Source organism: Bacillus sp. AK124 (assembly GCF_053903085.1).
The window spans coordinates 835,147-848,325 of the sequence record NZ_CP096378.1; the positions used below are offsets into that span (position 1 = coordinate 835,147).

The window sequence follows — 13,179 nt, forward strand, 5'->3', positions numbered from 1 at the left end:
GAGGCTCTTCTTTTTAGTTCATGTAGGTGCCGCCGTTAATATTAATGGTTTCGCCCGTTATAAAATCAGATTGATCAGAGGCTAGGAAGGCGACAACATTTGCGACATGCTCGGGTGAGCCGATCATTTTCAGCGGAATCCGCTCAATGACAGCTGTGCGATACTCCTCGCTCCACTGCTTGCTCATATCCGTTTCAATCGGTCCCGGGCAGACGGCGTTGACATAAATGCGGTGTGCAGCGAGCTCCTTTGCCAAATGCATCGTTAAATAGTTGATGCCTGCTTTCGATGCACCGTAAGCAGGAGAGGCATTGTGATGCGGTGTTTTGCTCGTCGTTGAGCTCATGTTTACAATTTTTCCGCCGCCCTGCGTGATCATCTCCGGGATGACAGCCTGACACATGAGAAAGGTGCCGGTTAAATTTAAATCTATCACTCTTTTCCACTCTTCAAGCGATGTATCAATGGTTGTTTTCCGCAAATTAATGCCCGCATTGTTGACCAAAATATCGATCCGCCCAAACTGCTGTTTTGCTTCAGCTATGAGAAGCGAGGCTGTTTCTGGCAAACTGGCATCACCTGCAACATAAGAAGCGCGCTTTCTCTCAGTATTCAATTGTGTGCACAGGGACTTGAGCAATTCTTCGTTTGTCCCGTTGATGACGACATTTGCCCCTTTATCCGCAAGCGTCTCTGCAACAGCTTTGCCGATGCCGCGGCTTGCACCGGTAATAATCGCCGTTTGCTGATTCAATTCCATCCTCATCCCACCTGTCTTTGAATAAAACCGTTTTCATGTCTATTATAAAATTGAGTGTTTCTTTATTCAACAAAACTTTATTTCGATAATTGCTATTCGTTTTTTTTTGTTTCATAATGGAACAATTCCTGCAGTCGTTAGAAACAGGGTATACTATAGAAACAAGTAATAAAGAAGGGAGAATGAAATGAAACTATACACAAAAACAGGCGATCAGGGAAAAACGAGTTTAATTGGCGGAAAGGCGGATAAAGATCATCTTAGAGTGGAAGCGTACGGCACATTGGATGAAGCAAACAGTTTCATCGGGCTGGCTCAGTCTTATTTAAAAGCAGAAGAAGCGTTGTTTCAAGATGTTCTGTCAGAGTTGACCGCCATCCAGCATGAGCTGTTCGACTGCGGCGCTGATTTGGCGTATGTCAATGTTCAGGAAGAAGGCAAGCTCAAGACTGAATCAATCACCATGCTTGAAGAACGAATTGATGCCTATGTCGAGGAAGCGCCGCGGCTGACCAAGTTTATTCTTCCGGGCGGAACAGAAGCGGCATCATTTTTGCATGCGGCGAGAACGGTCATCAGAAGAGCTGAACGAAAGATTGTCGCTTTGGCCAAAGAAGAAGACATTCCGCCGCTTGCGCTGCCATACGTCAACCGGCTGTCCGATTATTTATTTGCGGCGGCGCGCATTGTCAATCACCGGCTCGGGGAAGTGGATGTCGAATATGAACGAAGCGCTGATGTATTCCGGACAAAGAAAAACTCATGAATGAGAAATCCGCCAATCGTTATCGAACAGAAATGGGCCGATTGATCAAATCAAGCCGTTTTCCGGCAGGGGAAAACGGCTTTTTGTCGTAAATCTTTAAGTAAGCGTTTTCAAAGAGAGGGAGTGTTCAAGTGGTTAATCGGGAGGCAGCTGCTATACGGCTGACGGTTTCGAAGGATAGAGACGGCGAATTTCAAACCGTTCAAGAGGCGATCGATGCTTTGCCTGAGTACAGTCGGGAACAGAAACTGATATTCATTAAAAAAGGAGTTTACAAAGAAGCCGTTCATATTCCGGCTACAAAGCCGTTTGTGAAGCTGATCGGCGAAGATCGTTACGAGACTGTGATTACGTATGACAACTATGCCGGAAAAGAAAAGGAAGGAGGAGGGAAATACGGCACGACCGGAAGTTCAAGCGTGTTTATTTATGCGGATCATGTTGAAGCTGAAAATCTGACGTTTGAAAACTCGTTCGACCGCACGAAAGTTGATACGACCGATACACAAGCGGTGGCGGTTTATGCGAAAGGAAACAGGATGACGTTCAAACATGTCAGGTTTATAGGCAGACAAGATACACTGTTTGTCAATGACGGTACACAATATTTTTATCAATGCTATATAGAAGGCGATGTCGATTTCATTTTCGGAGGAGCAAGAGCCGTGTTTGAAGAGTGCCAGATCCATAGCGCTGACCGCGGGTCCGCTACCAATAACGGTTATGTAACAGCTGCGAGCACGCATATCGCAAAGCCGTTCGGTTTATTGATGACAAACTGCAGACTGACAAGCGATGCCGCAGATGGAACGGTATACCTCGGGCGCCCTTGGCATCCGGGAGGAGACCCCGACGCCATCGCCAGTGTACTATATCACCGCTGCGATTTAGGCGCACACATCAAGCCTGAAGGATGGACGGATATGTCGGGCTTTTCGGCAGCCGATGCCAGATTGTATGAATACGAGAATACGGGTCCTGGTGCAATATCACATGAGGATCGAAGGCAGCTTGCCGATCATGAGGCTGAGAAATGGACAATTGAAAACGTATTGGACGGCTGGAATCCTAAAGTTGAATCATAGCAAGGCAACGTGCAGAAAGACCGCTCTCTGGCTGAGATGAGCGGTCTTTTTATGCGAGCGGGTCCGATGTGCCGTACGACTAGGGTCGTACGGCAAAATCAATCTGTGACTCGTTTTGTCGAAGCCTGAAATTGACTATAGTAAAGACATGAACGAGAAAGGAGGAGCAAATATGAATATAAATGGAAAGTCCATCATCGGCTTTTTTCTAATCCTTTTTGGCGTCTCCCTGTTTTTCGGCGGAGGCCATTTCGGCGGATTGGTTACAGGTGCTATTGGAGCATTGCTTCTATTCTATTCCGTGAAAAAATGGAAGGAAGGGCGCCAGTTTGCCGCGGTACTGGCCGCGATCTTCGGCATCATGTTTTTGGGAGGGTCATTGCCGTTTCTGATCGGCATCGCGGTTGCTGCAGCGATGGTTTATTTCGGATGGAAAATGATGAAGCAGGATGACAAACAGAATGACATCCTTTATTCAGAGAAAACGGAGCCTTCTGCAGCTTCATATGACACAGGCTTTGATGCAGAGTGGGAAGACTTTTTGAAAAAGAATAAATAATATTTTAGGAGGACGAGATCATGGCTTTAAAAAGAATCAGAGACATGTTTGTCGCATCAGTAAATGAAGGATTGGATAAACTTGAGAACCCCCGGGTGATGCTGAATCAATACGTACGCGACATGGAAAGTGATATCGCTAAGGCGAAGCATACCATTGTCAAGCAGCAGACAATTGAACATAGTTTTAAAGGAAAAGTGGAAGAAGCCGAAAAGCTTGCTGTCAAGCGAAGAAACCAGGCTCAGCTCGCTTTTGATGCGGGTGAAGAAGAACTTGCTAAAAAGGCGCTCTCAGAAATGAAGTATTTTGAAGAAAAAGCTGCCGAATATAAGGACGCTCACCAGCACGCGAAAAAGCAGCTTGCCGAATTAAAGGAACAGCTTGAGACACTCGAAATTAAACTGCGCGATGTCAAAGACCGCAAGCATGCGCTGATCGCCAGGGCAAACGCGGTAAAAGCGAAAGAACATATGAATGCATCATTTAATAAAATCGACAGCGAAAGCGCCTACCGGGAATTTATGAGAATGGAAAACCGCATTGAAGAGATGGAAACAAAGGCGAACAGTTATGCTGAATTATCCGCTTCATCAAGCAGCCCATTCGGCCGCCTTGAATATGCAAAAGAGGTAGAAGAAGAGCTGGAAAAAATGAGGGCTAAAAAGACAGGCTTGGAAAAGCAGACGCCTGCGGGAAATGCGTAAACGAATAGGGGCTCTCATAGGCCCCTTATGCAATTTTTGATTTCTTTCATAGATCATTTTCCTTATAATAAGGAGCATACACTTACTAGCCGAAAGGGTAATCCAAATGAAAAAAACGGTTGGAAAACTGCTGATTATCGCCGGCATTCTTATCCTTGTCGGGATGATGTTGAATGGGCGCGAAGGCTTTTCATTCTTCGGCTTCGATGACGAGTCAGCCCGCACATATCATGCACAGGGAAAAGACATCGATAAAATTGACATTGATGCAAAGAGCATAACAGTCAACATTCAAGCTGAAAACCGCGATGATATAAAAGCTGAGATTTCGGGAAAAAACGTCCGGCTTGATTCGTCTGAACAGGGGCGTACACTCCGGCTTTCCGCTGATTCGAAGGGCTTTTGGCCGTTTTTCTGGAGTAAAAAAGAGCTGATTGTCAAGATTCCTTCTGAATATAAAGAAGATCTGGCGATTTCTTCGGGAAGCGGAAATGTCAAACTGTCCGGCGGCGGTCTGCATTTGCGAAATGTAGCCTTGAAGTCGGGAAGCGGCAGCCTCAAGGCCGATGACCTTCAGGCGGAAGACCTTTCTGTAAAAGGGACGTCAGGATCGGTCAGGCTGGAAAACGTTCAAACGGCAGCTGCTGATATCCGCTCCACATCCGGTAATACAAAACTTGAAAATGTCACCGGCAAACTCAGCATCAAACAGACTTCGGGCAATTTGCGCGCTTCCTTTACAGAGATCAACGATTCTCTGAGCATCAAACAGACATCCGGAAACACCAAGCTCAGCCTGCCCGATGATGCCGACATCAGTCTTGAAGCCGAGTCGACAAGCGGAAACATCAGTCATTCCTATTCATTTGACCAAGTCGCCAATGAGAAGCGGACGCTGACTGGAAAAAAAGGAAATGGAAAAAATAAAATCGACATCTCAATTACGAGCGGGAATGTCTCAATTGAGTAATCGACAAGAAGAAAGGGGGCTCGAGTCAGCATGCGTCTTACAAAAAACCAGCTGATCGGACTGATCATCGTACTCTTCGGAATCAGCATATTTTTGCAAAACAGCGGGCTTGGAGACGCGTTATTCTGGCCGCTCGCTTTTCTTTTTGCCGGGTATTTTCTCCACAAATATTCCCGCCGCTGGCTCGGGTCTGTCATGTATATTTTTGCAGGCTTTCTGCTGCTGAAAGACATCTTCAGCATTACATTCAGCCTGTTCGGCTTTTTCTTTGCCGCTTTCTTAATTTATGCGGGGTACCGGCTGGTGACAAATCAGCCGGTATTTGACCGCCATAAGCCGAAAGACAGGGGAAAGGAAAAGGCGGATTTCAAGCCGCTTCAGGAGAAGAACAGCCCTGGCCAGCGCAGCTTCTTTTTCGGTGATGTAAAATTGATGAAAACACCTTTTGACTTAAATGACTTGAATATCTCCGGGTTTATCGGTGACGTGAAAATCGATTTGTCAAAGGCGATTATTTCAGAGGGCGAAAACACCATCGTCATTACGGGGTTGATCGGAGATGTCGATATTTACATTCCGTCCGATCTTGAGGTGTCCATCAGCTCTTCTGCATTCGTTGGAGACATTGACGTCATCGGCGGCCGAAAAAGCGGCATCGGCAATCAAATCTATTCCGAGACAGAGAATTACGAGCAGTCGGCACGACGGGTCAAAATTTCGATTTCGCTGTTTATCGGCGATGTGGATGTGCGGTTCATATGAGAACGAACAGACTTGCAAACATTCAATGGCGCGCCGTCCGCTTATCCCTTGGTGTCAGCTTTACGATTTTTCTTGCTGTATTGGGCTTTATGCTGTTTTATTACCAGCTGGATCCGAGGGTGCTCATCGTTTCCAGGTGGTTCGGGATTCCGTTTATCGCGCTTCTCGCATTGATCAGCGCAGCTGTCGGGTTCGGCTCAGGCTATATGTTCGGCAATCAGCTGAAAAAACGGCTTGAAAAGCTGATCGAGTCTATTCTAAAGTACGAAAACGGCAACTTTGCCTACCGGATTCCATCGCTTGGAGACGATGAGATCGGGCTGGCCGCCGACCAGCTCAATGAGATGGCCGAACGGATCGAAAGACAGGTTGCCTCTTTGCAAAAGCTGTCCAATGAGAGAGCGGAATGGCAGGATCAAATGAAAAAATCGGTGATCTCCGAAGAGCGGCAGCGTCTCGCGCGCGAATTGCATGATGCGGTGAGCCAGCAGCTGTTTGCGATTTCCATGATGACTTCAGCTGTTTTGGAGGGAATCGATGCTGCGGCTGATGAAAAGCTCGCTCAAAGGCTGAAAATGGTCGAAAAAATGGCGGCCGATGCCCAGAATGAAATGAGGGCGCTCCTTTTGCATTTGCGACCTGTTACGCTTGAAGGGAAAGGTCTACAAGAAGGGCTTGCAGACCTTTTGAAAGAATTTAAAGCGAAACAGTCGATCGACATCGATTGGGAGATTGAGGATGCGGGCAAACTTCCGAAAGGTGTGGAAGACCACCTGTTCAGGATCGTTCAAGAAGCGCTCTCAAACGTGTTCCGGCATTCAAAAGCGACAAAAGTCACCGTCAGACTGCTGCTCAGGAACAAACAGCTCCAGTTGAAAGTCATTGACAATGGCGAAGGATTTAAGATGGATGCCGTCAAAACATCTTCGTACGGGCTGAACTCGATCAAGGAAAGAGCCAGCGAAGTCGGCGGAGTGGCAGAAATCATTTCATTTACGGGAAAAGGAACACAGGTTGATGTAAAGGTTCCGATTTTTGAACAACAAAAAGGAGAGGCTTAAAAGGTGATTCGAGTATTGTTAATTGATGATCATGAAATGGTGAGAATGGGGCTGGCCGCTTTCCTGGAATCCCAGCCTGATATTGAAGTGATTGGGGAGGCATCAGACGGAAAGCGCGGCGTTGAATTGGCGCTTGAAACCAAACCCGACGTGATTTTGATGGATCTTGTGATGGAAGGGATGGACGGAATTGAGGCCACGAAACAAATATGCCGGCAGCTTGCCGATCCGAAAATCATCGTTCTGACGAGCTTCGTTGATGATGACAAGGTCTATCCGGTCATCGAAGCCGGAGCGCTCAGCTATTTGCTGAAAACGTCGAAAGCGAGTGAAATCGCCGATGCGATCAGGGCTGCGAGCGTCGGAGAACCAAAGCTTGAAGCCAAAGTCGCAGGAAAAGTGTTGTCCAAGCTGAGACATTCAGCCGGCGAACAGCCCCTTCATCAATCGCTGACGGCAAGAGAATTGGAAATCCTCAAACTTGTAGCAGAGGGCAAGACAAACAAAGGTATTGCCGAAGAATTATATATCACCATTAAAACAGTTAAAACGCATGTGACGAACATCCTTTCCAAGCTTGAAGTCGACGACCGGACACAAGCCGCAATCTACGCCCACCGAAACAAACTTGTCGACTGATCAAACAAAAAACAGCTTTCTCAAGAAAGCCGTTTTTCAGCCGTTCCAATATTTTCGATCCTCGGCTGCAGGAAGAGTGAATGAATCTGTTTCAACCGTGCGGGCGGTAAGTTGGGCGGCCTCGTTTTCTTCGCGTGCATGTTCGCCCGCTGTACCGTTTTGGCAAATGATGTCGAGCCGCTCGGCCACTATGGCATTGTGTTTCTCCTGCAAGTCGATCAACTTGCCGATGCCTAGCAAAATGAATCCGCCGATGAAGCAAAAAAACGGAGTGGTGAGGTATGTGCCGATCGTGAAGAAAAGCATCGACTGCGAATCCTCCATAAACGGATCATAGGCGACATCACTGATAATGAATCCGGACAGAATGACTGCCGCTGCAATCAAAAAAATGCCTGTCATGTGCAATATCCGCTTCAAGCTCATCACCCTTTCAAACACATTCTATCAGAAAAACGGGGCGCTATCTGCTTTTTGTCGCACCTTTTGTTCCAAAGTCCTGAATCGTCGCTTTAATATGATAGTCGATATAGGCTTCGCTGAAGTGTTTGTCCCAATTGAATCTGTCTTTTTCCCACTCCTTCGGAAAATTGATCCGCGCATTGTCGGAAAAATCGGTGACGTCCGTTTTGATATCGTGCTGCAGGACATGGATCAGCTGCTCAACCCGCTTTTTGATGTCTTTTTGAACCGATTTCTCTATGTTTTTTATATATTGGTCATTAAAAGAATCCTCTCCAAGATACCAGTCCTCTGACAGCCTTCCTTTAATATTGGCATTTACGACGAATTTGTACTTTCCGTTCTGCCTCATCGCCCGCACGCGGTGGGTCATCGAAAACACTTCATACGAGAACAAATGTCCATCATGCCTTGAGTCGATCACTCCGCCGATGACATTGCCAGTTAATAAATTCAGCGCTTCGATCTGAGACGGCGAAAGGTTTGCATGGTATTTGTTGTTTTTGATCACGGCGCCGCCTTCAAGCTGAAGCTGTCCTTTTTCGATCGCAACCTTCGGCATGATATAAGATAAATCAGACTGCATTTTAATCGAAATATCGTTCAATGTGACGGGCTTGAGCAGCTTGATCGTCGAAGCTCTGTTTTCAGAGATGCTGTGGATCACGTCGGACGCAGGGTCACTTGCACCATCAACCTTCAGTATGCTGTCGGCAGCTCCGGGCGTCATATAGACCTCGCTGCTCCTTCTGATGCTGTTGTCCCTAATAAATTGATTGATCAATGCTTCCAGAGAAATATCGGATACAAGCTCCTCTGAGAAAATCAGGACTTGCAGATGCTGCGAGAATACCGGGAAATTTTTCAAAGCGGTGGAACGGATGGTTTGATGGACCGTGTTTCCGGAGGTGGACACCACTTTAGACGGATCCTGAGCGCTGCCGTCTTGTCCGATCTTTTTAGGAACGAGAAACTGATACGTCAATTTCACCTTTTTATCATCTTCACCTTTATCGAGGGCAAGGCCGATGGCGATGCTAAGCTTTTCGATCTGCCTGCTGTCCCAGCAGCCTGTTAAAAGGAGAAGCAGAGAAAGGGCTGCTAACATTCCCTTTTTTTTCATGAAGAAGTAAACCTCCTTTTGATGGACACGAGCAAAAAGATCATAAGCGGAAGTGCACAGAAGACAACGATAAAGATATATCCAAGGTAGTCGCTGAAGGCGCTGACCTGGTTGGCGTCCCGCGGGACAAGGGATGCTAGATAGATGACAACGCCGATGAAGAGGACGTTTTTTTTCACAGGCCATCCGAATACGTTTTCAAGTCCTGAAGCGGCAAAGTACGTATAGACGACAAACGTTGTGAAAAACTGGATCGTCCAAATGACGAGCAAAAACGATTCGAACCTTTCGATGAAAATCCCTCTTATCTCAAAAGACTGAAACAACGAGATCGTCGGCCATGTCAACGTCATGACCTCAGTCGCGGTCAGCGCCCCGACAACGACCGCAAAGGTGAGGATATATAAGAAGAGCGGTATCCCAAATCCAATCGCCGATGCCTTAAAAAGCTTTTCTTTGTTTTTGACGTATTTCGGCAGAAACATCATCAGCTCCACCCCTAAAAATGAAATGGAAACGACCGTCAAAGCTCTGCTGACCGGCTCCAAACCAAGGCCGAGAACCGGCCGCAAATGGTTCAGCTGAAACATATTCAGGCTCAGTCCGCAGACGATCAGAAGAATGACAATGGTAACGGACAGGAAGAACGGGAATATCTTTGACATATCGCTGATACCCCCGACAACCAAATAAATTGCACAGACGATAAAAGCGAAAATCGTCACGCTCATCGGCGTGAACTGAAGAAGGAAAAACTTTGCCATTTCAGCCATCGCCCTGGCTTCAAAGCTGGCCACGCCCATGAAGTATAAAACGATTAACAGGTTGAGAATATTCCCGATTATAAAGCCGCAGCCTTCTCTTGTGTAATCAAAAAAAGACAGGACGTTGTGTTTTTTAACGATTTTTGCATTGATGTAGATAATGAGAAAAAAGACAAGCCCCTCAAAGATTAATACGATCCATCCGTCCGGCGACAGCGTTTTTTGCGTCAGCGCCCTGGGCAGCGTCAGCAGGCCTGCGCCGAGCATTGTGCTGGTTATGATCGAAGCGGCTTCATACGTGCTAATCCGATCGTGCTGATTTTTTGGATCCATTTTTACGGTTCACCTCCCGAGCTTTTGTTGGCAGACGAATAATGGCTTCATCCGTATGTTTTAAGCTGAAAAAATGGTTCGGGTTAAAATACGGGATGCCGAAGCTTCTTTGCCTGACCAAATGGGTGAAGATGGCGAGCATGCACAATATGATCCCGTAAAGCCCGAACACGGCTGCAGCCACCATGGAAATAAAACGAAGCACGCGAAACGACAGGCCCATGCCGTACTGCGGCACAGTAAATGAAGCAAGGGCGATAATGCTGACGATGATCACCATCACAGAGCTGACGATATTTGCTTCGACCGCCGCCTGGCCGATGACGACGCCTCCCACGAGGCCGATCGTCTGGCCTAGCGGATTGGGAAGCCGCAGTCCCGCTTCCCGTAAGAGCTCGATCGTCACTTCCATAATCAGCGCTTCAAGGAGCGGCGGAAACGGCACATTTTCGCGCGTGCTCGCAATCGTAACAGCGAGAGCCGTCGGCAGCATGCCTTGATGAAAAGATACAAGCGAAATATAAAACGCCGATAGGAACAGGGTGATGAAAATCGAACTGAACCGAAGAAATCTGATCAAGGTCGTGGCGATCCATCTTTCGTAAAAATCGTCCGGGGACTGCATCACCATTCCGAAAGAAGCCGGCACGATCAGGGCAAATGGCGAGTAATCAACAAAAATTGCGATCCGTCCATTAAACAGCGCTGAAGAAACCTTGTCAGGTCTTTCGGTATTCTGGATCTGCGGAAACGGCGAGTACTTATTATCTTCGATTAATTCTTCAAGAACGCCGGTATCTTGAATATCATCCAGCTGAACTTTTTTCAGGCGCTTTTTAAGATCTTTGATGATCGAATCGTCCGCTTTGCCCTGGATATAGAGAATGGTCGCGTCTTTAAACTTGCTCTTGCCGAGCGGGATTTTTTCCACGGTCAGTTCTTGATCTGGGACACGCTGCCTGACCAGGGCCACATTTGTATCGACATCCTCGATAAAGCCGATTTTCGGGCCTCTGACGACGTTTTCCGTATCTACGACTCCAAGACTTCTTTTCTTTTTCTCAGATGTTGGCAGCGCAAAAATAACATTCATGCCATTGATCAAGAGCAGGCACTTTCCTTTGAATATCGCGTTGATGGCGTCTTTTTCTTTTGTAACGGGTTCCGCATTCAGCTTATTTAAACGGAGACGGACATCCTCCAGTGAATAAGAGCTGTCATCCGAGACCAGCAATTTCGCCGCTTTTTGGATTTTCTTATCATCATTCAAATCTTTAAAGTACAAAAAGTAAAAAATGATTCCGTTTTTCAGCATTTTTTTATTTTGAATCAGATCATCGTTATGCTCGAGATGGGGAAGGAGCATTGCGAGATTTTCATGGATGTGTTCCTTGAATTCCGATTGAGTCATGATCGTCACCTGCCCTGGTGTTTCTGGAGTTGTATAGGTTATCTTTTCCTGTTAAAAAAACAATATACTGTGTTACAGTAGTGTTTGGCGAAATTTTCATTGAACAGAGACGGAGTGAGAAAGTTGGCGCAAATCAGGCTTACGGGGAAACCGGAGGAGATTGAACGCATTATTCAATCTTTTTCTAAGCATTATGAGGTTTCATATGTATCGAAAGAATACGGTAAAACAAATCCGAAATATAAATATGCAAAAGATACCCGGGTTTATATTGAGCTAAAATTAAAATAAAGATAAAATTTAAATGGAAGGGTTTTATCGATTTTTATCGAAATATAGAATATTGCAGAATTAGAGAAGGAAGGGATAAGAAAGTGGACTACAGAATTGAAAAAGATACGATGGGTGAAGTCAAGGTTCCCGCGGATAAGTTTTGGGGAGCCCAAACCCAAAGAAGCAAGGAGAACTTTAAAATCGGTTCCGAGAAAATGCCGCAGGAAATTGTGTATGCGTTTGCAATCTTGAAAAGAAGCGCTGCGATTGCCAATGAAAAGCTTGGAAATCTTGAGGCGGAAAAAAAGGAAGCGATTGTTTCCGTATGCGATGATATTTTAGAAGGAAAGTATGACAGCCATTTTCCGCTGGTCGTCTGGCAGACCGGCAGCGGAACACAGAGCAACATGAATATGAATGAAGTTGTGGCAAACAGGGGAACGGCTTATTTGCAGGAAAAAGGATCAAGCCTGAAAATCCACCCGAATGATGATGTCAACCGCAGCCAAAGCTCTAACGACACATTCCCGACAGCTATGCACGTGGCAGCTGTCCTCGCGATTCACGATAAACTGATTCCGGCGATTGACCGGTTGAGAAGCACGCTGCATGAAAAAGCTGAAGCTTTCAAAGACATTGTCAAAATCGGCCGCACTCATTTGCAGGATGCGACACCGCTGACATTGGGACAGGAAATCAGCGGCTGGGTATACATGCTGGACCGCTCTAAAGAGATGATTCTTGAAGCTGCTGAAAAAATCCGCGATCTTGCCATCGGCGGAACTGCCGTCGGAACAGGCATTAATGCCCACCCTGAATTCGGCAGCACCGTTGCCGAAGAGATCAGCGCTCTGACCGGGCAGACATTCAAAAGCTCGCCTAATAAGTTTCATGCGCTGACAAGCCATGATGAACTGACACACGTGCATGGGGCGCTTAAAGCGCTTGCGGCAGATCTCATGAAAATCGCCAATGATGTCAGATGGCTTGCGAGCGGACCTCGCTGCGGAATCGGCGAGCTGCTTATCCCGGAAAATGAGCCGGGAAGCTCGATCATGCCTGGAAAAGTAAACCCTACGCAAAGCGAAGCGCTGACAATGGTCGCATCCCAGATCATGGGGAATGACGCAACGATCGGCTTTGCCGCGAGCCAGGGGAACTTTGAACTGAACGTCTTTAAACCTGTGATTATTTACAACTTCCTCCAATCCGTTCAGCTTCTTGCCGACGGCATGAATTCATTCCATGACAAGTGTGCTGTAGGAATCGAACCTAATCGGGAAACAATTGAGAAGAACCTGACCAACTCTCTCATGCTGGTTACGGCTCTAAACCCGCATATCGGATACGAAAATGCTGCGAAAATCGCGAAGCTGGCTCATAAAGAGGGGCTGACGCTGAAAGAAGCGGCTCTCAAGCTGAACCTTTTGACAGAGGAGCAGTTCGACGAAGTTGTTAAACCTGAAGAAATGGTGAAACCGAAAGCATAATCAACAAACCGGCTGCA

The 13,179-nt window shown here is 46.7% G+C and carries 15 protein-coding genes; 10 read left to right on the forward strand and 5 right to left on the reverse strand.

From position 1 onward, the window contains the following. Window positions 1–13 precede the first annotated feature (13 nt). A complete protein-coding gene (locus M1E06_RS04040) occupies window positions 14–760 on the reverse strand; it encodes an SDR family NAD(P)-dependent oxidoreductase (RefSeq protein WP_025809859.1) in 747 nt (248 codons plus the stop codon). A 187-nt stretch (window positions 761–947) separates the two neighbouring features. Here M1E06_RS04040 and M1E06_RS04045 point away from each other — a divergent pair, with 187 nt between their 5' ends. From M1E06_RS04045 to M1E06_RS04080, 8 genes are all read left to right on the forward strand, one after another. Beyond that, window positions 948–1,526, forward strand: a complete 579-nt coding sequence (locus M1E06_RS04045) for a cob(I)yrinic acid a,c-diamide adenosyltransferase (RefSeq protein WP_025809857.1) — start codon at window positions 948–950, stop codon at window positions 1,524–1,526. A gap of 131 nt (window positions 1,527–1,657) precedes the next feature. Beyond that, on the forward strand, window positions 1,658–2,611 hold the full coding sequence (locus M1E06_RS04050; protein ID WP_025809855.1) for a pectinesterase family protein: 954 nt from the start codon (window positions 1,658–1,660) through the stop codon (window positions 2,609–2,611). Between the two features lie 172 nt (window positions 2,612–2,783). Then, the gene (locus M1E06_RS04055) at window positions 2,784–3,170 is read left to right on the forward strand and encodes a protein liaI (RefSeq protein ID WP_023856236.1); all 387 of its coding nucleotides are present in this window, start codon (window positions 2,784–2,786) and stop codon (window positions 3,168–3,170) included. Between the two features lie 20 nt (window positions 3,171–3,190). After that, window positions 3,191–3,874 (forward strand): stress responsive protein LiaH, encoded by a 684-nt coding sequence (gene liaH / locus M1E06_RS04060; RefSeq protein WP_023856235.1) that lies wholly within the window; start codon window positions 3,191–3,193, stop codon window positions 3,872–3,874. A gap of 106 nt (window positions 3,875–3,980) precedes the next feature. Next, a complete protein-coding gene (gene liaG / locus M1E06_RS04065) occupies window positions 3,981–4,844 on the forward strand; it encodes a LiaG family protein (RefSeq protein ID WP_025809852.1) in 864 nt (287 codons plus the stop codon). A 30-nt stretch (window positions 4,845–4,874) separates the two neighbouring features. Continuing rightward, entirely contained in the window at window positions 4,875–5,606 is a 732-nt protein-coding gene (gene liaF, locus M1E06_RS04070; RefSeq protein WP_003185130.1) for a cell wall-active antibiotics response protein LiaF, read from the forward strand. Beyond that, entirely contained in the window at window positions 5,603–6,667 is a 1,065-nt protein-coding gene (gene liaS, locus M1E06_RS04075; protein WP_020452901.1) for a two-component system sensor histidine kinase LiaS, read from the forward strand. Before liaF ends, liaS begins: the two co-directional genes overlap by 4 nt. Window positions 6,668–6,670: 3 nt before the next feature. Next, a complete protein-coding gene (locus M1E06_RS04080; RefSeq protein WP_003185124.1) occupies window positions 6,671–7,306 on the forward strand; it encodes a response regulator in 636 nt (211 codons plus the stop codon). Window positions 7,307–7,342: 36 nt separating this feature from the next. On the opposite strand, the gene M1E06_RS04085 is transcribed toward M1E06_RS04080, so the two are convergent. From M1E06_RS04085 to M1E06_RS04100, 4 genes are read right to left on the reverse strand one after another with little or no spacing between them, the layout of a single operon-like run. Further along, complete coding sequence (locus M1E06_RS04085) at window positions 7,343–7,726, reverse strand: hypothetical protein (RefSeq protein ID WP_003185122.1); 384 nt, start codon at window positions 7,724–7,726, stop codon at window positions 7,343–7,345. 43 nt (window positions 7,727–7,769) lie between these two features. Continuing rightward, a complete protein-coding gene (locus M1E06_RS04090) occupies window positions 7,770–8,891 on the reverse strand; it encodes a Ger(x)C family spore germination protein (protein ID WP_020452900.1) in 1,122 nt (373 codons plus the stop codon). Then, window positions 8,888–9,988 (reverse strand): endospore germination permease, encoded by a 1,101-nt coding sequence (locus M1E06_RS04095; RefSeq protein WP_003185118.1) that lies wholly within the window; start codon window positions 9,986–9,988, stop codon window positions 8,888–8,890. Before M1E06_RS04095 ends, M1E06_RS04090 begins: the two co-directional genes overlap by 4 nt. Further along, window positions 9,957–11,399: a spore germination protein gene (locus tag M1E06_RS04100; RefSeq protein WP_025809849.1), complete on the reverse strand. Its 1,443-nt coding sequence runs from the start codon at window positions 11,397–11,399 to the stop codon at window positions 9,957–9,959. The genes M1E06_RS04095 and M1E06_RS04100 overlap by 32 nt, the downstream gene beginning before the upstream one ends. A 123-nt stretch (window positions 11,400–11,522) precedes the next feature. On the opposite strand from M1E06_RS04100, the gene M1E06_RS04105 reads away from it, so the two are divergent. Then, window positions 11,523–11,690: a YvzF family protein gene (locus M1E06_RS04105; protein WP_003185114.1), complete on the forward strand. Its 168-nt coding sequence runs from the start codon at window positions 11,523–11,525 to the stop codon at window positions 11,688–11,690. An 83-nt stretch (window positions 11,691–11,773) separates the two neighbouring features. After that, complete coding sequence (gene fumC, locus M1E06_RS04110) at window positions 11,774–13,162, forward strand: class II fumarate hydratase (RefSeq protein WP_003185111.1); 1,389 nt, start codon at window positions 11,774–11,776, stop codon at window positions 13,160–13,162. Window positions 13,163–13,179 lie beyond the last annotated feature (17 nt).

Coding starts and splice junctions, on each gene's coding strand:
- M1E06_RS04040 (WP_025809859.1), bottom strand. CDS start 760: ATGGAATTGAATCAGCAAACGGCGATTATTACCGGTGCAAGCCGCGGC.
- M1E06_RS04045 (WP_025809857.1), top strand. CDS start 948: ATGAAACTATACACAAAAACAGGCGATCAGGGAAAAACGAGTTTAATT.
- M1E06_RS04055 (WP_023856236.1), top strand. CDS start 2,784: ATGAATATAAATGGAAAGTCCATCATCGGCTTTTTTCTAATCCTTTTT.
- liaH (WP_023856235.1), top strand. CDS start 3,191: ATGGCTTTAAAAAGAATCAGAGACATGTTTGTCGCATCAGTAAATGAA.
- liaG (WP_025809852.1), top strand. CDS start 3,981: ATGAAAAAAACGGTTGGAAAACTGCTGATTATCGCCGGCATTCTTATC.
- liaF (WP_003185130.1), top strand. CDS start 4,875: ATGCGTCTTACAAAAAACCAGCTGATCGGACTGATCATCGTACTCTTC.
- liaS (WP_020452901.1), top strand. CDS start 5,603: ATGAGAACGAACAGACTTGCAAACATTCAATGGCGCGCCGTCCGCTTA.
- M1E06_RS04090 (WP_020452900.1), bottom strand. CDS start 8,891: ATGAAAAAAAAGGGAATGTTAGCAGCCCTTTCTCTGCTTCTCCTTTTA.
- M1E06_RS04095 (WP_003185118.1), bottom strand. CDS start 9,988: ATGGATCCAAAAAATCAGCACGATCGGATTAGCACGTATGAAGCCGCT.
- M1E06_RS04100 (WP_025809849.1), bottom strand. CDS start 11,399: ATGACTCAATCGGAATTCAAGGAACACATCCATGAAAATCTCGCAATG.